Consider the following 21552-nt stretch of genomic DNA (forward strand, 5'->3'; position numbering starts at 1 on the left):
CAGGGGACCGGGGGACGCCCGTTCACCTGCCCCGCGATCTCGAGGTGTCATATGTCCCGATCTCGGGGTGCCATATGTCCCGATCTCGGGGTGCCATATGTCCCGATCTCGGGGTGCCATATGTCCCGATCTCGAGGTGCCAGGTGGTTTCAGGTGGTGAGTGCAATGGTGGTGTCGTGTTCTGTTTTCTGCAGGAGCCTGTTGAAGGCTTCTGCGGGTGTGGCCCAGTCTAGGGTCTGGCGGGGGCGGGTGTTGAGGAGGTGCTGGGCCTGTTCGAAGGCGTGGAGGGGGTAGGTCGACAGGTCGGTGCCTTTGGGGAAGAACTCGCGGATCAGGCCGTTGGTGTTCTCGTTGGTTCCTCGTTGCCAGGGGCTGTGGGGGTCGCAGAAGTACACCTCGAGGTTGGTGGCGGTCCTGAAGCGGGCGACCTGGGCCATCTCGCCGCCCTGGTCCCAGGTCAGGGACCGGGCCATGGAGCGGGGCAGGCCCTTGATCATGGTCTCCAGCACCGTGGCCACGGTGGTGGCGGTGTGGTCGGTCAGCAGCGGGGGGCGTGTTCAATGGTCTGTGTAAGCCCTCTTTGAAGGACTGATGACTGTGACTGATGAGAAGACTGGTCCTGCTGGTGGGCGGGGCGTGGTTGAGGATCTTGTTGCCTCGGGTGGCTTGGACGGGTTGTTCGAGCGGATCGACTCGGGTGAGGTGGGGTTGACGGGCGCCGACGGGCTGCTGCCGGCCCTGCTCAAGGAGGCCCTGGAGCGGGGTCTGCAGGCTGAGCTGACGGAGCATCTTGGCTACGACAAGGGCGAGCAGGCGCCGGTGGCTCGTGGCAACGCCCGCAACGGCACCACGGTCAAGACGATCAGCTCTGAGGTCGGCTCGTTCGAGATCGAGGTCCCCCGCGACAGGGCCGGCAGCTTCACGCCGCGGCTGGTCAGGAAGGGGCAGCGGCGGATGGACGGTCTGGACTCGATGATCATCAGCCTGTACGCCGGTGGTATGACGGTGCGCGAGATCCGCCACCACCTGGAGTCCACGCTCGGTGTGGAGCTGTCGGTGGGGACGATCAGCAGGATCACGGACGCCGTGGCCGAGGCGGTCCTGGACTGGCAGCGCCGCCCGCTGGAGGAGTTCTACCCGGTGGTCTACCTCGACGCGATCCGCGTCAAGGTCCGCGTCGACCACAGGGTCACCACCCGCTCGGCCCACATCGCCGTGGGTGTGGACATGGACGGGATCAAGCACGTCCTGGGTATCTGGGTCCAGGCCGAGGAGGGCGCCTCGTTCTGGGCGCACGTGTGCGCCGAGCTGGCCAACAGGGGCGTCAAGGACGTGCTGATCGTGTGCTGTGACGGGCTGACCGGCCTGCCCGAGGCGATCGAGGCGACCTGGCCCGACTCCATGGTCCAGACCTGCGTGGTGCACCTGATCCGTGCCTCCATGAGGTTCGTGGCCTACCAGGACCGTAAGAAGGTCGCCGCTGCTCTCAAGCAGGTCTACGCCGCCCCCAGTGAGGAGGCCGCCCTGGAGGCCCTGGCGGCCTTCAGCAGCTCTCCCCTGGGGGACAAGTACCCCGAGACGGTGGCGACCTGGGACAGGGCGTGGGAGCGTTTCACCCCGTTCCTGGCGTTCCCGCCGATGCTGCGCCGGGTCATCTACACGACCAACAGCATCGAGTCGCTCAACTACCAGCTACGCAAGATCTCCAAGAACCGGGGCCACTTCCCCAGCGACGAGGCCGCTGTCAAGCTGCTGTGGCTGGCGATCTGCAACATCGAGGACAAGCGGGCACGAGAACGCGACAAGGACAGGAACCTGCCCGCGGACAAGCGCAAGGCCAAGCCACGCGTGGTCGAGGGCCGGATCACCACCAACTGGAAACAAGCCCTCGCCCAGCTCGCCACCGCCTACCCCGACCGAATCAACCCCCACCTCTGAACAACCCGCTTACACAAAAAACTTGACAGGCCCGCAGCGGGGCGATCAGGACCAGGCGGGTGGTGCGTTCGACCAGGGTGATCATCGCGGTGCGGTTGCCCGCGCCCATGACCAGGTCGCCCTCCCAGTGGCCTGGCACGGCCCGGTCGGCGACCTGGGCCGGGCGGGTGCTGATACGCGCGTCGGCCAGCCAGGGCCTGGAGGCCAGGGGCCCGGCCAGGGCCGAGCGTGGCACGCGCCGACTCCGCCCGGTGCGCAGCCTGTAGTGACGGCCCAGCTGGGCGCGCAGCGTCCCTCGGCCCTGGACGTACAGGGACTGGTAGATCGTCTCGTGGCTCACACGAAGATCATCGCGCTCGGGGTGGTCCGCAGCCAGACGGCGGCTGATCTGCTGGGGCGACCACCGCTGTCTCAGGCCCTGGACCACCAGGGCCCGCAGCTGGTCGTTGGAGTCCAGCACACGCGCCTTGGGCCGTGCCCTGGCGGCCCGGGCCTGGGCGTGGCGGGCCTGGGGGTCGTAGGCCTGCCGGCCCCCGCCGGCAGCGACCTCGCGGCTGACCGTGGAGACAGCCACCCCCAGGAACCGGGCGATCGAGGCCAGGGAATCACCCCTGGCCAGGCCCGCAGCGATCGCGCCGCGCCCCTGAGCCCCCAGACGCCTGCCGTGCCCGGTACCCCGGACCATCACCTCGAACCCGTCCCCCGACCCGCCCCGACCACGCCCAGCAGGCCTGGTCGTCCCGACCATCCCGCCCTCCCTGGCCCCGTGCCGCATCCTCATACCCCACAGCCTGCACCAGTCCGACACCGTGGACTGAGGCACCGAGAAACAAGCCCCCGCCTCGCGAGCCAACCAACCCGACTCGATCAGCTCCCGCACACCATCGCGAACCACACCAGGCCACACCCCACGCACCACAACCAGCCCCTCTCCCAAGCACCACCCATTGCACTCACCACCTGAAACCACCCCATTTCTCCCGATCTCGAGGTGCCATATGTCCCGATCTCGAGGTGCCATATGTCCCGATCTCGCGGTCAGCGGCGCAGGATGTTGCCGAGGATCGAGCGGGTGATCTCGCGGGTCACCTGGCGGCCCACCGCGCCGATCGTCTTGTCGATCTCGCGCTGACGCCGCTCGGCGGCCTTCTGGCGCTCCCGACGCTCCCGCTCAGCCTCCTTCTCGGCCTGCCGGGCGAGGCGTTCGACCTCACGCTGTCGGGCGGCGGCGGCCTTCTGGGCGGCCTTGTCGGCAGCGGCCTGCGCCTGTGCGCGTTCCTTGGCCTGGGCCTGGGCGGCCTTGTCGGCCGCGGCGCGTGCCTCCTCCTCGGCGCGGGCCGCGGCTGCTGCCGCCGCCTGGCCCTCGATCCGCAGGGCCAGCAGCTCGGCGGCCGACTCGTTGTCGACGGTCGTGGCGTACCGGGGCGCCAGCTGTGAGCCGGCGAGCAGGGAGCTGATCGTGCCGGGCTGGGCGGGGCCCATGACCGAGGCCGGGGCGTCGACGACGACCGGGGCCACCGGCGTGGGCCGGCCCTTGTCATCGAGCACTGACACGACCGCCTGGCCGGTGCCCAGCGCGGGAAGCACCTCGGTGAGGTCGAGGGGGGAGGTGGGGAAGGTCGACACCGCCTTCCTCAGGTTGGCGGCGTCCGCCGGGGTGTGGGCGCGCAGCGCGTGCTGGACGCGCGACCCGAGCTGGGCCAGCACGACGTCGGGCACGTCCGTGGGGGACTGGGTGATGAAGACGATCCCGACCCCCTTGGACCGGATGAGACGCACCGTGCGGGTGACCGCCTCGAGGAAGGCCTTCGACGCGTCGGCGAAGAGCAGGTGCGCCTCGTCGAAGAAGAAGACCATGGTGGGCCGCTCGGGGTCGCCGACCTCCGGCAGGGACTCGAAGAGCTCACCGAGCAGCCACATGAGGAAGGTCGAGAACAACGTTCCCTGGCTCTGGATGTCCTCGAGCTCCAGGGCGTTGATGAGGCCCCGGCCGTCGACTGTGCGCATGAGGTCGGCCACGTCGAGGGCGGGCTCCCCGAAGAAGCGGTCTCCGCCGGCTGCCGACAGGGCCGCGATCTCACGCAGGATCACGCCCGCCGTGGCGGGGGAGATCCCGCCGATGGAGCGCAGCTCCTCCTTGCCGGCCTCGGTGCCGGTGAGGTAGTCGACGACGGCGCGCAGGTCGGCCAGGTCGAGCAGGGCCAGACCCTGGGAGTCGGCCCAGTGGACGATGAGCTGGAGGGCTGAGGTCTGGGTGTCGTTGAGACCCAGGACGCGTGAGAGCAGGACCGGCCCGAGCTCGCTGACGGTCGTGCGCACGGGTGTGCCGAGGCCGCCTCCTCCCAGGCTCAGCAGCTCGACGGGGAAGGCCGCGGGCGACCAGGGCTGACCGGTCGCGGCGGTGCGGGCGGTCAGCCTGTCCGAGGCGGTTCCCGGCTCGGCCAGGCCGGTGAGGTCGCCCTTGACGTCGGACAGGAACACGGGCACTCCCGCCGCGCTCAGGCCCTCGGCCAGGAGCTGGAGCGTGCGGGTCTTGCCGGTGCCGGTGGCCCCGGCCACGAGGGCGTGACGGTTGAGCAGCCCCAGGGGCAGCCCCACCCTCAGCCCGCTCACGGCACTGGGCTCTCGGGGCGCCTCCTGCTCGGTGGGGAAGGACAGGTAGGTGCCCACAGGAAGGCTCGGGCCGGTGAAGGAGTACCCATCGCGCACCACCGCGGCGTAGCCCTCGACGACGGGGACGGCCTCAGGCTCCGTGGCCCCTCCCGGGGCCTGCCCGTCCGCGGGGGCCTGCCCGTCCGCGGGGGCCTGCCCGTCCGCGGGGGCCTGGGATCCTTGCGAGGCCTGGGCTGCCAGGGCGGCGTCGAGCGCGGCCTGCGCGGCGGCGGCCCTGGCCTGGGCCGCATCGGCCGCGGCCTGGGCGGCCTGCGCCTTGAGCAGGGCGATGTCTGCTGCGTCGGTCATGGGCACATCGTAGGTGCCGGCCATGGGGCAGCGCTGCCCATCGTGGTCCGGCCACCCGCCTCCCTACCCTGATGGCGTCCGCACCGTGACCCATGTCCTCAGGAGGCTCTCATGCCACGACGCCGAAAGACCCTTCCGGCCACGATGGCCGAGATCCTTGCCCGCGGCGACATCGAGGAGGTCGCCGCCGCGCTCGCGCGGTGCGAGACAGGCGCCCGGATGCCGACGGCGCTCAGGGAGTCTGTCCTCCACCTCACCCCGTGCCCCGACACGGTCGTGCGCTGGCTCGTCGAGCGCGGCGAGGACGTCAACGCCGCGGACCGGTGCGGGCGCAGGCCCCTGCACACCCGCGTCACGGCGCGCTACTGGAGACAGATCCCCCTGCTGCTGCGCCTGGGTGCCGAGGTCGACGCTCCCCAGAAGAACGGGGCGACCGCCCTGCACGTGGCGGTGGAGAACCTCTGCCTCGAGGCGGTCGACACGCTCCTGGCCAGTGGCGCGGACGCGACGAGGCTGACGACCAACCGCACGGGCCAGGTCGACGGCGCCCTGTCCTACGCCCTGCGCTCCGAGCACTACCTCGAGGCCCCGACGATCCTGACGGTCGTCCACAGGCTCATCGCGGCCGGTGCCGTGCCCCAGGGCACCGAGGAGCCCGCCCTGACCCGCATGGGGCACCAGTACCAGCACGCGCTCGCCCGCTACGACCAGGACGACCCGGCCCGGGGGCGGATCGAGGCTGTCGGAGGCGCGCTCAACCGGCTCTACGAGATCTACGGAGTCCTGCCGGTCGCACCGGTGCGCCTGCGCGATCGCACGACGCTCCGCGCACCGCTGCAGACCCGGCGCCAGAGCCCCGAGCCGGCCGGTGCGGTGCGTACCCAGCCCTCGCCCGCCTGAGCGCAGGCTGGAGGCGGGGCTCCGCGAGGCTCGTCGTGGCACCCCGCAGGCGGCTGGGCCGGTGCCCCTCGGTGCACCTAGGCTTCGGTCATGACCCTTGCCCTCGTCACCGACTCCGCGGCCTGCCTGCCGCCCGCGCTCGCCCGCGCTCACGGGATCGACGTCGTCGCTCTCCACGCGCTGCCCGGGCAGGGCGCTCAGGCGGGCACGACCGCCCGGCCCTCGGTCGAGCAGCTCGCCGAGGCCTACGCGCGGGCGCTTGAGGGGGCCGACGAGGTCCTGGCCGTCCACCTGGCCTCGGCCCTGTCCGGGACCGTCGACAACGCCCGGCTGGCAGCCCGCGGGCTCGGTGAGGCGGTCACGGTCCTGGACTCCGGGGCCTGCGCAGGGGCCCTGGGGCTCGCGGTCCTGGCCGCCTGCGATGCCCCCGACGCCCGCACGGGCGCCGCCCGCGCCAGGGAGTCGGCCTCGCGCTCCCACCTGTTCTTCCTCGTCGAGGACCTCTCCCACCTGCGTCGCGGGGGACGGATCGACAGGGCCACCGCTCTCGTGGGCTCGGCACTGGGGATCCGGCCGGTGCTGGAGTCCGGGCCAGAAGGCATCAGTGTCGTCGAGACCGTCCGTGGCGCGGCCCGCGCACGCCGCCACCTCATCGCCCAGGCCGTGCACGCAGCCGGGGGCACGGCGCTCACCGGACCCCGCCCGCCCGCCGCCCCGGTGCGACTGGCCGTCCACTACGGTGACGACCCCGGGGACGGACGGGCCCTGGAGAACGACCTGGCCGAGGCGATGGCTGAGGCCGGCGCGGTGGTCGACTCGATCCTGCGCTCCCCGGTGGACGAGGCGATCCGCGTCCACCTCGGGCCCGGAGCGCTGGGAGTCGTCGTCGCACCTGCTCTGGCTCCCTCGCGCTGAGAGGCCGGCACCCTCCAGGTGCTCCACAGGTGCCGCTCGTGCACCCCAGGCACCCCGGCGTCCACAGGCGCCCGGCGCGTCGGTGGCGACCTGCCCTAGCCTCGGTGCCATGGGTGGCAGGCGCGTGGCGGGCGGACCAGGGAGGCGCTCCCTGGACGAGCTTGTGCGCCTGGCCTGCTCGACCGACCCCTCCCAGCCCCTCACTCGCCCCCGACGGGCCGCGGTCGCCCCCATGGCGGCCGTCGGGGCCGGCCTGCTGCTCATCGTGGCGGCCGTCGCGCTGGCCCTGCGCGCCGTCGTCCTCAGCCCCGGCCCGGCCCCGCAGCCACCGACCACCTCCTCGGAGGCCTCCCCGGCTCCCGGCGTCCACGCCCAGGGCACCGACCCGGGCGTCGTCGATCCCGCGGCGCAGCCGACGGCGGGGCCCGCGGCGCCCGCCTCGGGGCCACCGAGCACGGGAACGGTTGTCGTCCACGTCGCCGGCGCGGTCGCGGCACCCGGAGTCGTCACCCTCCCGGCCGGCTCGCGCGTCGCCGACGCCCTGGCCCAGGCGGGGGGAGCGACCCCCGAGGCCGACACCGACCAGCTCAACCTCGCCCGCGTGCTCACCGACGGCGAGCAGGTGAGGGTCCCGCGCCAGGGGGAGGACGCGAGCACCTGGGCCACCGCCTCCACCCAGGCTGCGGCTCCGCCGGCGCCGGCCCCGTCCCAGGCGGGCCTGGTCAACATCAACACCGCCCCGGCCTCCGAGCTCGAGACGCTGCCGGGAATCGGCCCCGCCCTGGCCGCACGGATCGTCGAGCACCGCGAGGCCAACGGCCCCTTCTCCTCGGTGGAGGAGATCACCGACGTCCCCGGGATCGGCCAGACGAGGATGGAGGCGCTGCGCGAGGCGGTGACCCTGTGAGTGACCTGGTGACCCGCCCGGGCTCCGGGCCCGTGGGTCCGGGTCACCGGCCCACGGCGCCCCACGAGCTGAGCGAGCCCGCCCCCGAGCCCCTCGACCTGCGTCTGGCGGCGCCCGCCGCCTGCGCCTGGGCGGCGGCGTGGTGGGCGGTCGGGCACGTCGGCCCCGGGTCCTGGCGCGCCCCGGCGGCCGCGGCCCTCCTCCTGGGAGGCCTTGCCCTTCCCCTGGGCGTGGCGACGGCCCGCCACCGGCCGCCTCGACACCGCCTCGACCCCCGCCCGGGATCCGCCGTGGCGCACGGGCAGGCCGGATCGGTCCGTGCGGCCCTGCTCGTGTGCGTCCTGGCCGCCTGCGCCGTCCTGGTCGTCTCGGCCTGCTCCTGCTGGGCCCGGGAGCGCGACCCCGTCGCCGCGGCGGTGGCCCGGGGACGGGCGGTCACCGTCGTGGGCACCGTGACCGCCACCCCGCGCACGGTGGTGTCGACCAGGTCGACCACCGTGCTCACCGAGGTCAAGGTCGCCACGGTCGACGGCGCCGCCTCGGGCGAGCACCTGACGGTCCTGGGCGGCGAGGAGTGGCTCGAGGCGCCCATGGGCGCGGTCGTGCGCCTGCGCGCCCGCCTGGAGCCGGCCGGGCCCGGCTCGCGCGAGGCGGCGCTCGTCGGCCGCGAGGCGAGGGTGCAGGTGACCGCCCCGCCCTCAGGCGTCCTGGGCCGGGTGACCGGCTTGCGTGAGGACCTGGCCCAGGCGGTCGGGGCGGGTCCGGCAGCCGGCGCCTGGACGCCGGGAGCCCAGGAGCTCGTGCCCGGCATCGCCCTGGGGGACGACCACGCCCTGCCCGCCCCCGTGCGTCAGGACATGCGGACGGTCAGCCTCACCCACCTGACGGCCGTGTCGGGCCAGCACGTCGCACTCGTCATGGGCACGGCCCTGGTGGCCATGGGCGCCGTCCCCCGTCGACCGCGCGCCGTCCTGGGGGCCCTCGTCCTCCTCGCCCTGGTCGTGCTCGTACGCCCCTCGGGCTCGGTCCTGCGTGCCGCGACGATGGGCACGGTCCTCCTGGTCGGCGTGGCCGCCGGGAGGCGCTCGGCCTCGCTGCCCGCCCTGTGCGCCGGCGTCATCGCCCTGCTCCTGGCCGACCCGCGCCAGGCCCGTGACCTCGGCCTGACGCTGTCGGTGGCGGCGACCGCCGGCATCCTCCTGGGCACCCGGCCCCTGGCCGGCCTCCTGCCGCGGTGGGTGCCCCGCCCCCTGGCGGAGCTCCTGGCCCTGCCCGTGGCCGCGCAGGCCGCCTGCGCGCCGGTCCTCGTGTGCGTCCAGCCCACGGTGGGCCTGTGGTCGGTGCCCGCCAACCTGCTCGCCGCCCCCGTCGTCCCCCTCGTCACCCTGACCGGGCTGGCGGGGGCCCTCCTGGCCCCGTGGTGGCCCTGGGCCGCGGGCGTCCTGACCTGTCCGGCAAGCGCCGCCTGCGCCTGGATCGTCACCATCTCCCGGCTCCTGGCCGGCCTGCCCGGGGCCGGCGTCCCCTGGCCCGCCGGACTGCCGGGAGCGCTCGCGCTGGCGGCCTGCGAGATCGGCGTGCTGACCTGCGCCCTGGGCGCGCGACGGCGCAGGAGCGCCGCGGGTGGGGCAGCCGTGGCGGGCTGAGTCCTCCGCGGGTCCTGCTCGTGGCAGGCTTAGCCCATGGCGAGCCCCCGATCAGCGCGCAGGAACCGCGCCGCACCCGCAGGACCGTCGTGGCAGGAGGTCGGCCTGGCCCCCCTGGTCCTCATCCGCTCGGGGGAGGAGGTCCTGGGCGACCGTGCGGTGGCACGCCTGGTGGCCATGGCCCGTGAGCAGGACCCCCGCACGGAGGTGGTCAGGGTCGAAGCCGCCGCCTACCAGGCCCACCAGCTCGACACCCTCGTGTCGCCCTCCCTGTTCGCCGAGCCCAAGCTCCTCCTCGTGCCCAACCTCGAGCAGATGACCGACGCGCTCCTGACCGACCTGCTGGCCTACGTGGCCGCGCCGGCCCCCGACGTCGTCGTCGTGCTGCGCCACAACGGCGGGCAGCGCGGCAAGCGGCTCCTCGACTCCCTGGCCGCCTCCCCCCACCCGGTCGTGTCCATCGCCGCGGTCAAGTCCCCCAAGGACAAGGCCGCCCTCGTGTCGGCCGACGTGCGCGACGCGGGGCGGCGCATCGACCCCGACGCCGTGGGCGCCCTCGTCGACGCCATGGGGGCAGACCTGCGCGAGCTGTGCTCGGCGGTCGACCAGCTCGTGGCCGACACGACCGGGACGATCACCGTCGAGAAGGTCAACACCTACTACGCCGGGCGCATCGAGGCCACCGGCTTCACCGTGGCCGACGCCGCGACGGCCGGGAACGTCGGTGCGGCGATCACCGCCCTGCGGCACGCCGTGGCCACCGGAACCGACCCCGTGCCCATCGTCGCGGCGCTGGCCCTCAAGGTCCGCCAGCTCGCGCGCGTGGCCGCCATGGGCGGCAGGCGGGGGATCACCCCCCAGGACGTGGGCATGGCTCCCTGGCAGGTCGACCGCGCCAGGCGCGAGCTCGCCGGCTGGTCCGACGACGCCCTCGCGGCGGCGATCATGGCCGTCGCCCGGGCCGACGCCGAGGTCAAGGGGGAGAGCCGCGACCCGGTCCACGCCGTCGAGCGGGCCGTCATCGCGATCTGCGACGCCCGCCGCGGCCGCCTGGGGCCCCGGTCGGCCCGGGCCTGAGCCCGCCACCGCCCCCGGGGCCGACCGGCGGCGGGGACCTCAGCGCTTGCGGTACAGGCTCTTGGTGGCGAAGACCGGCTCGTTGGTCACCTGGACGCCCAGGGAGCGGAAGATGCCCTCGTCCACGGATCCCAGGATGGTCGAGGTGTGGACGTCGCAGCCGCGCAGGCTGGCCAGCTGGGCCAGGGCGGCCGCGGCGTTGTCGTCGCCGTTGGCCGACACCGCCAGGGCGATGAGCACCTCGTCGGTGTGCAGCCGCGGGTTGAGCGAGCCCAGGTGCTGGGTCTTGAGGGTCTGGATCGGCTCGATCGAGGCCTTGGCCAGCAGGTCGGTCTCGGTGTCGATGCCCGCCAGGGCCTTGAGGGCGTTGAGCAGCATCGCCGAGGAGCAGCCCAGCAGCGGGGAGGTCTTGCCCACGACGATCCGGCCGTCGGGCAGCTCGATGGCCGAGGCCGGCGCGCCGGTGGACCGGGCCAGGTCGAGGGCGGGGCGCACGACCGGACGGTCCTCGGGGGAGATGCCCAGGCGTCCCATGAGCAGGGCGATGCGCTCGGACTGGACGGGTTCGAGCATCTCGCGCTTCTCGGTGACCAGGGCCTTGTAGTAGCGGCGGATGACCTCCTGCTCGGAGGCGGCGCGGCAGGCCGCGTCGTCGCTCATGCAGTGCCCGGCCATGTTGACGCCCATGTCCGTGGGGGAGGAGTAGGGGGAGGCGCCCAGGATCTGCTCGAGCAGGCGCGACAGGACGGGGAAGACCTCGACGTCGCGGTTGTAGTTGACGGCCTGCTCGCCGTGGGCCGCCAGGTGGAAGGGGTCGATCATGTTGACGTCGTCGAGGTCGGCGGTGGCTGCCTCGTAGGCGACGTTGACCGGGTGGTCCAGGGGCAGGTTCCAGATCGGGAAGGTCTCGAACTTGGCGTACCCCGAGGAGCGGCCCCGGAGGTGGTCGTGGTAGATCTGGGACAGGCAGGTGGCCATCTTGCCCGAGCCGGGGCCCGGTGCCGTGACGACGACGAGGTCGCGGGTGGTCTCGATGTACTCGTTGCGCCCGAAGCCCTCGGGGGAGACGATCCGGGCCACGTCGCTGGGGTAGCCGGCGATCGGGTAGTGGCGGTAGGTCCGCAGGCCGAGCTTGTCGAGCTTGCGCTTGACGTCGAGGGCCTGACGGTTGTCCTCGGTCCACTGGGTGATGACGACGCCGCCAACCTTGAGGCCGTACCCCCGGAAGGCGTCGACGTGGCGCAGCACCTCGTCCTCGTAGGAGGTGCCCAGGTCGGCCCGCACCTTGTTGCGGGCGAAGTCCTTGGCGTTGACGGCCACGATGATCTCGACGTCGTCGGCCAGCTCGGCGAGCATGACGATCTTGTTGTCCGGGGTGAACCCGGGCAGGACGCGTGAGGCGTGCATGTCGTCGACGAGCTTGCCGCCGAACTCCAGGTAGAGGGTGCCGCCGAACTGGGCTCGGCGTTGTGCGATGTGCGCCGACTGCATCGTCAGGTACTTGTCCCGGTCGAATCCGATGCGCATCGGCACTCCTGCTCCTCGGTCCTGCGGCCGGGTGAAGCCCACGGCCCGGGGCATCCTAGCCCCGTGGGCCACCTGCCTGCGCGTCGGGCGGCGGCGAGTCCGGCTCCACCGGGACGACGAAGGGCGCCTCCCCTTGCGGGAGACGCCCTTGTGCGCTGGCTGCGGGCCCGACGGGCTCACAGGGAGTTGACGCGCCTGGCCAGCTTGGACTTGCGGTTGGCGGCCTGGTTCTTGTGGATGACGCCCTTGGACACGGCCTTGTCGAGCTTGCGGGAGGCGACCTTGAGCAGGGCGAGGGCGGCCTCCTTGTCACCGGCCTCGACGGCCTCGCGGACGCGGCGCACGTGCGTCTTGAGCTCAGACTTGACGGACTGGTTGCGCAGGCGGGCCTTCTCGTTGGTCTTGATGCGCTTGATCTGGGACTTGATGTTCGCCACGGTGAGTGAAGCTTTCTCGTGTCTGAATGGTCGATGGCCGGAAAGAGGGTTCGCGCCACGGGTCGACGGAGGGTGGTGGAAGCACCTGGCGGGCCCGGTCGCCAGACCCCGCAGCCGGCCAGGCCAGAGGTCCAAGGAGAGACTGTAGCATCACGCCTCCGGGGTGCTCCTCCCGCCGCAGGAGTGAGGTGCGTCAACTCTGGTGCGGCGCTCAGGACCAGTGGGTGCGCAGGGCGCTGACGACGCCCTCGAAGGTGGTGCGGCCCATCGTGGCCCCCTCGCGGCGCACCGCATCCGGGGCGACGAGCAGGAGCCGGTCGAGGCGGACCTCCGAGCGGCGGCCGCGGCTGTCCCAGGCCCCGGTGCCCACGTCGTGCCAGTACCTGCCCCAGCGCGCCTCCTGGGCGGCGTCACGGTCGTGGTCCTTGCTCGTCATCTGCGTGACGACGAGTCCCTCGGGCAGGCGCGACAGGACGAGGACCGGGCGGTCCTTGCCGCGGGAGGGGTCGTCCTCGTAGGGCACCCAGGTCCACACGACCTCCCCCGGGTCGGCCTGGCCGTCCGGGTCGGGGCTGTAGGCGAAGGCCGGCAGCCCCCGTACGGAGACGTCGTAGACCTCGACGTCCCTGCCGGGGGCCGTGGGGCCCGCGAGGGCTGTGCGGCTCGTACCGGCCGTGCGGGGGGCGGAGGGCACGGGGCGCTCGGAGCGCTCAGGGCGCTCAGGGGGGACAGGGCGCTCGGGGCGCTTCTGGGTGATGGGGCGTGCGGGGGCCGAGGTGACCGCGCGGGCCAGGGCTCCCAGCACCCGGTTGAGCAGTGACATGGGCCGACCCTACCGCCTGGGGAGCGACGCCCCCGCGCCCGAGAGCGGCTCGCCGGCTGACGCGCCCCGAGGGGGCGTCAGCCGGCGAGCCAGGCGGCAGGGTCCGAGCAGCGGGGGCCTACTGGCCCTCGGGACGGGTCACGGCCGTGCAGGTCGTGTGGGTCGTGGCCTCGATGCCGGGGCCGGAGGCGATGTCGACGTCGGTGCTCAGGCCGGTTGTCGGGTCGCCTGCCACGCAGGCGCCGAGCTTGTCCCAGCCTCCGGCCGCCGTGACGGCGGCGACGTCGATGTCGTAGTAAGCGGTCACGCTCACCGTGTGCGTCGAGGAGGCGAACAGCGCCGTCTCGTTGGGCAGGCGCAGGCTGCCGTCCTCACCAGGGGTGAGGAAGTCGCTGAAGGGCTTGAAGGTGCCCTCCTGCCACTGCCACTCCACCCACGCGCCGGCCAGGCTGAGCCCCGCAGGCACCTGGGGGCGCAGGACGACCTGCGAGGTGCGACCGGCCGCGTCGGTGGTGTTGGTGAAGGTGACCGTGTAGGTGAAGGCGACGTAGTTCCTCGGCGAGCCGTCGGCCCCGGTCCCCATGGACTCCACCTGGGTGGTCGGGGACTCGGCGGTCACCGCGGTGGTCGTCACCGGACGGTCGTCGACGTAGGTACCGGTGAAGGTCTCACCGCCGGCGGTCACCGAGGTGGTCACGGTGTTGCGGCCCACGACGCCGGTCAGGTCGGCCCGGCAGCTGACGGTCTGCCCGCTGGGCACCGAGGCGTCCCCGCTGTCCAGGCTCAGCCCGTCGGCGGGGTCGGCGTCGGTGACGACCTGCCCCCCGTAGGGGCTGAGGTCGCAGGACAAGGAGGTGAGCGTGGCCGGCCCCGTGGTCACCGCCGGTGAGACGGTGAAGTCCGTCAGGGCCGAGGCTGACTCGTTCCTCAGCTCGATGGCGAAGGCCCCGGTACCGCTGGCGGCACCGGCGTCCTCGACCCGGCTCGTCGCGACCCCGACCTGCGCGGCGGCGGCGTCCTTCTTGCGGACGGTGGCCGTGGGGGTCACCGAGGCGGTGCGCGTCGAGGCGATGACCTCGGGGGCGAAGTCGTAGGCGCGCTCGCCTGCGCCCGGTGCGTGGACCGTCGTCCCGATGGCCAGCTCGAGGTAGGAGCCCTCGGTCTGGTAGGAGAAGTCCGCCTTGACGGTGACCGTGAGGTGCTCGGGGGAGCACTCGACGGTGTCGATCGAGGCGACCTTGTCACCGTACAGGCCGTAGCGGAGCTCGGCGTTGTCCGACAGGTCGGCGCTGGCCAGGGCCGTCGGGGCTCCCGTCTGGTTGTCGGGGCTCCAGAAGGTGGCGGTGCCAGCGACGCGGCTGGAGCTCGGGCAGGCCCAGCTCCACTGTCCCGGCTGCGAGTCGGCCTCGACGGTGAAGGTCACCTTGCCGTCCTCGGCTGCCAGGGAGTCGGGCACGACCACCGTCCAGGTCAGGCAGTCGGTGGCGTCGGCTGAGCCCCGGCAGGCCTCGGGGGCCGAGTCATAGGATCCTGAGGCGCTGATCTGGTCGAGGGGAACGGGCTGCGGCTGGGTGTCGGCCTGGGCGGGGACGGCCAGGGCGAGGGCTGCCAGGGGAGTGGTGAGGAGAAGAGCGAGGGTTCGGCGCCACAGCGCAGTCGGCCGGGGCGTGTGAGTGTGCATGATGAGCCTTTCCAGGGAGGTCAGGTAGTCGCTCGAGTCAAGGAATGCGGAGCTCTGCCGGATTCAGCATCACACGCCGGGGCTTCGCGAGGCAAGTTTCGCCTGCCGTGGCGGCCAGGGACCTGGCCGCCACGGGGCGTTCAGGCACGACGGGGCGCTCGGGCGCTCAGGGGCGGCGACGGGTCGCGGCCTTCATCGCGCGGACGAAGTCCTGCAGCTCGCCGGTCATCGCCTCCAGGACCGTCGCGCGCTCAGCCCCGCCCTCGGGCGCCGACAGCAGGGCGGGGGCGTGCCGCTCGACGATCGCCACGGTCGCGGAGCCCGAGATGGCGCCGTCGGCACCGGCGGCGACGGCCTCGGCGACCTGCTCGGGCCGGGAGATCCCGAAGCCCAGCATGACCGGTGCGGCGGCGTCGGCCCGCAGCCGGGCGACCGACTCGGCCAGGCCGGCCGTCGAGGAGGCGTGCTCGGCGCCGGTGACTCCCACCCGCGAGACGGCGTAGACGTAGCCCCGGGAGGCCTCGGCCACCGCGTCGAGGGTCTGGGCCGAGGAGGAGGGCGGGGCGATGTAGACCGGGTCGACCCCGGCTGCCCGGGCCGCCGCAGAGAAGGGCGCGGACTCGCGCACGGGCACGTCGGGCACGAGCACCGAGTCGATGCCGGCCGCCGCGCAGTCGGCGTAGAAGGTCTCCAGGCCGCGGGCGAAGGGCAGGTTGCCGTAGATGAGCATGCCGATGGGCAGCTCGGGGTGGCGCCGGCGCACCCTGCCCACGACCTCGAGGCAGGCGGTGAAGTCGGCGCCCGCCTCAAGAGCCCTGATGTGGGCGTGCTGGATGGTCGGCCCGTCGGCCACGGGGTCGGAGAAGGGCACGCCGAGCTCGAGGGCGTCCGCCCCGGCCTCGATGAGCGCCTCGATGACGGTCTCGGACAGCTCGGCGGTGGGGTCGCCGACCATGACGAAGGGGACGAAGGCGCCCTGCCCGCTGCGGGCCAGGCGCTCGAACATCGCGGTGTAGCGGGTCATGCTCTGGTCTCCTCGCCGGTGTCTGCGGTCGTCTCGGTGCTTGTCGTGAGCGGGCGCAGGGACAGGTACTCGGTGCGCTTGCCCATCTGCTCGACCATGACGGCGGCGCGCCCGACGGCGGAGTCGCGCGAGAAGCTGCCCCCGCGCAGCGCCCGCACCTGGTCGAGGTCCTTGTCGCCCCGGCCCGACAGGCACACGAGCAGGTGCGGGGACGGGGCGTGGTCGGGGGTGCTCCGGGCGACCTCGAGGGCCTGGGCCAGGGCGTGGGCCGACTCCAGGGCCGGGACGATGCCCTCCCAGCGGGCCAGCAGCTCGAAGGCCTCCAGGGCCTGGTCGTCGGTGACCCCGACGTAGCGGGCTCGGCCGGTGTCAGCCAGCCAGGCGTGCTCGGGGCCCACACCGGGGTAGTCCAGTCCCGCCGACACCGAGAAGGACTCCTCGACCTGGCCGTCAGGGGTGCGCATGAGGTAGCTGCGTGCCCCGTGGAGGATGCCGACCGTGCCCTGGTTGATCGGGGCGCCGTGGCGCGCGGTGCCCAGGCCCTCTCCGGCCGGCTCGACCCCGATGAGGCCCACGCCCTGGTCGGCCACGAACTCCGAGAACATGCCGATGGCGTTGGAGCCCCCGCCCACGCAGGCGATGACCTCGTCGGGCAGGCGCCCGGTCATCTCGAGGAGCTGGGCGCGGGCCTCGACCGAGATGCAGCGGTGGTACTCGTGGACGATCGTGGGGAAGGGGTGGGCGCCGGCCGCGGTGCCCAGGAGGTAGTGGGTGTCGTGGAAGGACGCCGACCAGTCCCGCAGCGCCTCGTTGACGGCGTCCTTGAGGGTGCCTGCCCCGGAGGCCACGGGGAGCACGCGAGCCCCCATGAGCTCCATGCGCTCGACGTTGGAGGCCTGGCGGACCACGTCGGTGGCGCCCATGTAGATCGTGCACTCCAGGCCCAGCAGCGCGCAGACCATGGCGGTGGCCGTGCCGTGCTGCCCCGCGCCGGTCTCGGCGATGATCCTGGACTTGCCCATGCGACGGGCCAGGAGGGCCTGGCCCAGGACCTGGTTGCCCTTGTGCGCCCCGCCGTGGACGAGGTCCTCGCGCTTGAGGAAGATGCGGGCGTTGCCCTCCCGGGGCAGGTTGCGCAGCTCGGTGACCGGCGTGGGCCGTCCCAGGTACCGACGGAGGAGCTCGTCGAGCTCTGCGGTGAAGGACGGGTCGGACTGCGCCTCGATGAAGGCGTCCTCGAGCTGGTCGAGGGCCGGGATGAGCAGCTCGGGGACGTACTGGCCCCCGTACTGGCCGAAGTAGGCGTTCAGGCGGGGGTGGCGGTGGTCGCCGTGAGAGTGCCCGGCTCCCTGGTCCTGTCCGGAGCGCTCCGGCACGGCGCCGGCCAGGGCGGCCGCGACGGCGCCCGGGTCGGCCGCGCTCGACAGGGCCGAGCCGACGAGCAGGGCGTCGACGAGACCGGCCAGGCGGCGCACGTCCTGGGGGTCGTTGACCCCGGACTCGCCGACGAGCACGACCCCGGGCGGCGCCAGGGGCGCGAGCTCCTCGGTGCGGGCCAGGTCGGTGGCCAGGGTGCGCAGGTTCCGGTTGTTGATCCCGATGACCCCGGCCCCCAGGGCCGCGGCGCGGCGCATCTCCTGGCGCGTCGAGACCTCCGTGAGGACCTCCATGCCCAGGATCCCGGCCAGGTCGGCCAGCTCACGGTAGACGTCGTCGGGCACGACCGACAGCATGAGCAGGATCGCGTCCGCGCCCAGGGAGCGGGCGGCCAGCACCTGGACCTCGTCGACGATGAAGTCCTTGCACAGGACGGGGACCTCGACCTCCTCGCGCACGGCCGCCAGGTCCTCGAAGGACCCGTTGAAGCGGTCGGGCTCGGTGAGCACCGACACGGCGGCGGCGTGGGGGGCGTAGGCACGGGCCAGCTCGGCCGGGTCGTAGCCCGCGCGCAGGGTGCCGCGCGAGGGCGAGGCGGCCTTGCACTCCATGATGAGGGCCGGCTGGCGGCAGGCGTCCGCGCTGGTGCGCCTGCGCAGCGCCTGGGCCAGGGAGCGCTGCGAGCGCGGCAGGTCCTGGGCCCGCAGGTGGCCGAAGCGCTCACGCAGCTCGGGCAGGCGGGCACGGCGTGCCTCGACGATGGAGTCCAGGACCGTGCCGGTGGCGATGAGGCGGGCCTCGACGGGCAGGCGCTCGGGGCGCCCCCCGGCGCCGGAGACGGTGGTGGGGCTCACTGCTCCTCCTCGATCTGGGCGGCGGTGGTCATGGAGTCCAGGTGCGCCCCGACCCTGCCGCTGGCCAGCTGCTTGAGGGCCATGCGCGTCCCGTCGGCCAGGTCGTCGGCGGGCCCGGCCAGGTAGAGCAGGGCGCCGGCGTTGACGGCGATCGCGTCCCGGTGGGCGGGCGCGCCCCCGCCGGCGAAGACCTCGCGCAGGAGGCGGGCGTTGTCCCGGGGGTCGCCGCCCTCGAGCTCGGACAGGTCGTAGCGGGCCACCCCCAGCTCCTCGGGGTCGACCGTGTAGGACTTCACCCCCCGCGGTGTGGCCTCGCGCACGAGGGTCGTGCCGTGGACGGCGATCTCGTCGGTACCGGCGCCGTGGACGATGAGGGCGCGCTTGCGACCCAGACGCACCATCGTCTCGGCGATCATGTCCAGGATGGTGGGGTCGGCCACGCCCATGAGCTGGTAGGTCAGGTGCGCGGGGTTGAGCAGCGGACCCAGGACGTTGAAGATCGTCGGGGTGGCCAGCGCCTGGCGCACCGGAGCGACGTGGCGCATCGCCGGGTGGTAGGCCTGGGCGAACAGGAAGGTGAAGTGGTCCCGGGCGAGGATCTCCACGGCCCGGTGGGGGTCGAGGTCCAGGGGCAGGCCCAGCGCCGCGACGACGTCGGCTGCCCCCGTGCGCGAGGACACCGCCCTGTTGCCGTGCTTGGCCACCGACACGCCCATCGAGGCGGCCACGATGCCGGCGGCGGTCGAGATGTTGATGGTGCCGGCGCCGTCACCCCCCGTGCCCACGACGTCGACCAGCGGGAAGGTGACCTCGGGGAAGGGCCTGGCGGCGGCCCGGAAGGCGCCGGCCGCGCCGGCCAGCTCCTCGGGGGTCTCGCCGCGGGCGTGCAGGGCGGCCAGGAGGGCTGCCGTCTCGGCCTCGGAGAGGTCGCCCGCCCCGAGGGCGGCGAAGACGACCCCGGTCTCCTCCTGGGTCAGGCGCCTGCCCTGGATGACCGAGCGCAGGAGGCGGTGGGCCTCCTGGGCGTCGGCCACGGCGGGCCCGGTCTGCCCGGGCCGGTCAGGCTGCCCGGCGTGCCCGGTGTCGCTCGTGGTGCCCTTGGGCGTGTCGGTGGTCATCGTGCTCCTCCGGGGCTCGTGGTCGGCAAGGTGGTGGGGCCGCTCGGGGCGCTGGGCGCGCTCGCGGCCCGGGTGAGGTCGGCGGTCAGGGACCTGAGGACTCCCGGGCCCTGGGGCGTGAGCACCGACTCGGGGTGGAACTGGAGGCCCACGACCGGGGCGCTGCGGTGGCGGGCGGCCATGACGACGCCGTCGGCGGTGCTCGCCAGCGAGGTGAGGGCCTCGGGCAGCTCACGGGTGCCCAGGGAGTGGTAGCGGGCGACGTCGAGGGGGCCGCCGGCCAGGACCTCGAAGGCGGGGTCGGCCCGTCCGGCGGGGGAGACCTCGACGCGCACCGAGCGCCCGTGGACCGGGCCGACCCGGTCGACCCTCCCGCCGCATGCCTCGACCAGGGCCTGGAAGCCCAGGCAGATCCCCAGGGTCGGGATCGAGCGCTCGACGGCGGTGGTCACGAGCTCCATGAGGCAGCCGGCGGCGCGAGGGTGCCCGGGCCCGGGGGACAGGCACAGCGCCGGGCGGAGCCCGTCGGCGGCCTCGGCGGCGGTGGGCTCCAGGGCGGCCAGCACGGTGGCGCAGGCCACCGTGTTGCGGTAGACCTCGATGCCCGCGCCCAGGGAGGCGAACTGGTCGACGAGGTTGTAGACGAAGGAGTCGCGGTTGTCGAGCAGGACGACGCGCATCTCAGGCCTCCTGTCGGACGGTGGTGTCGGGGTCGATGACGAGATCGGCGCCCTGGGCGGCCGCCACGGCCTCGAGGACCGCGCAGGCCTTGTGGACGGTCTCGGCCGCCTCCGCGGCGGGGACCGAGTCCGACACGACACCCGCCCCGGCCTGGACGAGGGCGGTGCCGTCGCGCACGAAGGCCGCGCGGATGACGATGCACGTGTCGAGCTCGCCGTCGCCGCGCACGTAGCCCACCGATCCTCCGTAGGAGCCGCGACGCACGCCCTCGGCCTGGCGGATGAGCTCGGCGGCGCGCAGCTTGGGGGCGCCGGTGAGCGTGCCCATCGTCATCGAGGCGCGGAAGGCGTCGAGGGCGTCGAGGTCGGGGGCCAGGCGCCCGGAGACCTCCGAGACCAGGTGCATGACCCGGCTGTAGCGGTCCACGCGCAGCAGGTCGCCCACCCGACGTGTGCCCGGCACGCTCACGCGGGCGACGTCGTTGCGGGCCAGGTCGACGAGCATGACGTGCTCGGCGACCTCCTTGTCGTCGGTGCGCAGCTCGAGCTCGAGGCGGGTGTCGCGCTCGTGGTCGACCGAGCCGTCAGGACCCAGGCCACGCGGCCGGGTGCCGGCGATGGGGCGGATGGCGACCTCGCCGGTCCTGGCCGAGTACAGCAGCGCCGACTCGGGGGAGGCCCCGAACAGCTCGAAGTCCGGGGCTGCCAGGTAGAACATGTACGGGCTGGGGTTGGACACCCGCAGCCGGTGGTAGGCGGCCAGGGCGTCGGGGCAGGGCAGCGTGAAGCCGCGGGAGGGGACGACCTGGTAGACGTCCCCTGCCGCGATGTGCTCCTTCATCCGCTCGACGACCGCCTCGAAGCCGGCGTCCGAGACGGTGGGCAGGGCGCGCAGGGTTGCCGCGCCGGTGGCCTCCTGCCGCGCGGGGCCCGTCGGCTCGCGGTGCGTCCCCCCACCGACCCGCGCGGCGTCGGTGGCGCTGGTTGCGTCGATGGCCGCGGCCAGCTCGTCCATGCGCCCCTCCAGCCCCTCGGGGTCCACCGAGGCGCCCACGAGCGTGGCCGTGGCGGTGGGGTGGTCGAGGACGAGGATGACGCGCGCGTCGTAGAAGAGGTAGTCAGGACAGGTGTTGGCCCCCTGGCCGACCTCGGGCAGGGACTCGAAGGTGGCCAGGTAGTCGAAGGCGAGGACACCGGCCTCCAGCGGCAGGTGGGGGTGGTCGACCTCGGCCGCGGCCAGGACCCGCACGGGCTCGATCGTGGACAGGGCCCGCAGTCGCTCGCGCTCCTCCAGGCCGTCCGCAGGGGGAGCGGGGATCCTCAGGTGCAGGCGGTCGGAGGAGCGCTCGACGACCTGGTCACGCAGTGCGGCCCCGACCCGCTCGAGGGCGGCCCTGCCGTCGTCGAGGGCTCCTGGCAGGGCCTCGAGCGTCACCTCCTCCCCCTGGGAGGTCAGGCGGGTGGAGGCCTCGAGCACGGCGATCGTCGTGCGTGAGGCCTTCGTCGTGATGTCCGCGCTCTCGAGCAGGACGCAGTCGACGGGGCGATCGGTCTGGGTACCCGCCCCAGGTGCTGCGGTGCACAGGAGGCCCTGGGCGGTCAGGGACCGCAGGAGGGCGCCGCCGTCGGCGTGGTAGGCCACAGCGCGGGTGAGCACTGCGGGAGGCGTGGGTGCCATGGGGCCTCT

The 21552-nt window shown here is 73.5% G+C and carries 17 protein-coding genes and 2 pseudogenes; 6 read left to right on the plus strand and 13 right to left on the minus strand.

Going from position 1 to position 21552, the window contains the following annotated elements; all coding sequences use genetic code 11:
• Positions 1 to 149 precede the first annotated feature (149 nt).
• Complete coding sequence (locus EL245_RS00815) at positions 150 to 545, minus strand: IS30 family transposase (RefSeq protein ID WP_269471415.1); 396 nt, start codon at positions 543 to 545, stop codon at positions 150 to 152.
• Positions 546 to 591: 46 nt separating this feature from the next.
• Here EL245_RS00815 and EL245_RS00820 point away from each other — a divergent pair, with 46 nt between their 5' ends.
• On the plus strand, positions 592 to 1938 hold the full coding sequence (locus EL245_RS00820) for an IS256 family transposase (protein ID WP_164719441.1): 1347 nt from the start codon (positions 592 to 594) through the stop codon (positions 1936 to 1938).
• A 34-nt stretch (positions 1939 to 1972) separates the two neighbouring features.
• Here EL245_RS00820 and EL245_RS00825 read toward each other — a convergent pair.
• The 3 genes and pseudogenes from EL245_RS00825 to EL245_RS00830 all read right to left on the minus strand — a co-directional run.
• A pseudogene (locus EL245_RS00825) lies at positions 1973 to 2512 on the minus strand (IS30 family transposase); the annotation flags it as partial.
• Positions 2492 to 2959, minus strand: a pseudogene (locus EL245_RS14070) (helix-turn-helix domain-containing protein); the annotation flags it as partial. The pseudogenes EL245_RS14070 and EL245_RS00825, both read right to left, overlap by 21 nt.
• A gap of 17 nt (positions 2960 to 2976) precedes the next feature.
• The gene (locus EL245_RS00830) at positions 2977 to 4899 is read right to left on the minus strand and encodes a helicase HerA-like domain-containing protein (protein WP_126381227.1); all 1923 of its coding nucleotides are present in this window, start codon (positions 4897 to 4899) and stop codon (positions 2977 to 2979) included.
• Positions 4900 to 5010: 111 nt separating this feature from the next.
• Between EL245_RS00830 and EL245_RS00835 the strand changes: the two genes are divergently transcribed.
• The 5 genes from EL245_RS00835 to holA all read left to right on the plus strand — a co-directional run bounded on the left by EL245_RS00835 (position 5011) and on the right by holA (position 10344).
• The gene (locus EL245_RS00835) at positions 5011 to 5799 is read left to right on the plus strand and encodes an ankyrin repeat domain-containing protein (RefSeq protein ID WP_126381229.1); all 789 of its coding nucleotides are present in this window, start codon (positions 5011 to 5013) and stop codon (positions 5797 to 5799) included.
• A 90-nt stretch (positions 5800 to 5889) separates the two neighbouring features.
• Positions 5890 to 6714, plus strand: a complete 825-nt coding sequence (locus EL245_RS00840) for a DegV family protein (RefSeq protein ID WP_126381231.1) — start codon at positions 5890 to 5892, stop codon at positions 6712 to 6714.
• 109 nt (positions 6715 to 6823) lie between these two features.
• Positions 6824 to 7621 carry a helix-hairpin-helix domain-containing protein gene (locus EL245_RS00845; protein WP_232009812.1) on the plus strand — a complete coding sequence of 266 codons (798 nt, stop codon included), beginning with the start codon at positions 6824 to 6826 and terminating at the stop codon, positions 7619 to 7621.
• Positions 7618 to 9267 (plus strand): ComEC/Rec2 family competence protein, encoded by a 1650-nt coding sequence (locus tag EL245_RS00850; protein ID WP_126381233.1) that lies wholly within the window; start codon positions 7618 to 7620, stop codon positions 9265 to 9267. Before EL245_RS00845 ends, EL245_RS00850 begins: the two co-directional genes overlap by 4 nt.
• Positions 9268 to 9303: 36 nt before the next feature.
• Positions 9304 to 10344 (plus strand): DNA polymerase III subunit delta, encoded by a 1041-nt coding sequence (holA, locus tag EL245_RS00855; RefSeq protein ID WP_126381235.1) that lies wholly within the window; start codon positions 9304 to 9306, stop codon positions 10342 to 10344.
• 39 nt (positions 10345 to 10383) lie between these two features.
• Here holA and EL245_RS00860 read toward each other — a convergent pair whose 3' ends face one another.
• The 9 genes from EL245_RS00860 to EL245_RS00900 form a co-directional block, all read right to left on the minus strand.
• On the minus strand, positions 10384 to 11871 hold the full coding sequence (locus EL245_RS00860) for a DUF1846 domain-containing protein (protein ID WP_126381237.1): 1488 nt from the start codon (positions 11869 to 11871) through the stop codon (positions 10384 to 10386).
• Between the two features lie 176 nt (positions 11872 to 12047).
• Positions 12048 to 12308: a 30S ribosomal protein S20 gene (gene rpsT, locus EL245_RS00865; protein WP_126381239.1), complete on the minus strand. Its 261-nt coding sequence runs from the start codon at positions 12306 to 12308 to the stop codon at positions 12048 to 12050.
• 211 nt (positions 12309 to 12519) lie between these two features.
• Positions 12520 to 13131 carry a type II toxin-antitoxin system PemK/MazF family toxin gene (locus EL245_RS00870; protein WP_126381241.1) on the minus strand — a complete coding sequence of 204 codons (612 nt, stop codon included), beginning with the start codon at positions 13129 to 13131 and terminating at the stop codon, positions 12520 to 12522.
• Positions 13132 to 13249: 118 nt separating this feature from the next.
• Positions 13250 to 14812 (minus strand): hypothetical protein, encoded by a 1563-nt coding sequence (locus tag EL245_RS00875; protein WP_126381243.1) that lies wholly within the window; start codon positions 14810 to 14812, stop codon positions 13250 to 13252.
• A 166-nt stretch (positions 14813 to 14978) separates the two neighbouring features.
• A complete protein-coding gene (trpA, locus tag EL245_RS00880) occupies positions 14979 to 15836 on the minus strand; it encodes a tryptophan synthase subunit alpha (protein ID WP_126381244.1) in 858 nt (285 codons plus the stop codon).
• Positions 15833 to 18067 (minus strand): tryptophan synthase subunit beta, encoded by a 2235-nt coding sequence (gene trpB / locus EL245_RS00885; RefSeq protein WP_126381246.1) that lies wholly within the window; start codon positions 18065 to 18067, stop codon positions 15833 to 15835. Before trpB ends, trpA begins: the two co-directional genes overlap by 4 nt.
• Positions 18064 to 19185, minus strand: a complete 1122-nt coding sequence (trpD, locus tag EL245_RS00890; protein ID WP_126381248.1) for an anthranilate phosphoribosyltransferase — start codon at positions 19183 to 19185, stop codon at positions 18064 to 18066. The genes trpB and trpD overlap by 4 nt, the downstream gene beginning before the upstream one ends.
• The gene (locus tag EL245_RS00895; protein ID WP_126381250.1) at positions 19182 to 19865 is read right to left on the minus strand and encodes an anthranilate synthase component II; all 684 of its coding nucleotides are present in this window, start codon (positions 19863 to 19865) and stop codon (positions 19182 to 19184) included. Before EL245_RS00895 ends, trpD begins: the two co-directional genes overlap by 4 nt.
• A gap of 1 nt (position 19866) precedes the next feature.
• Entirely contained in the window at positions 19867 to 21543 is a 1677-nt protein-coding gene (locus EL245_RS00900; RefSeq protein WP_126381252.1) for an anthranilate synthase component 1, read from the minus strand.
• Positions 21544 to 21552 lie beyond the last annotated feature (9 nt).

Origin of the sequence: Actinomyces howellii, assembly GCF_900637165.1 — a bacterium.
Classification (GTDB): Bacteria; Actinomycetota; Actinomycetes; order Actinomycetales; family Actinomycetaceae; genus Actinomyces; species Actinomyces howellii.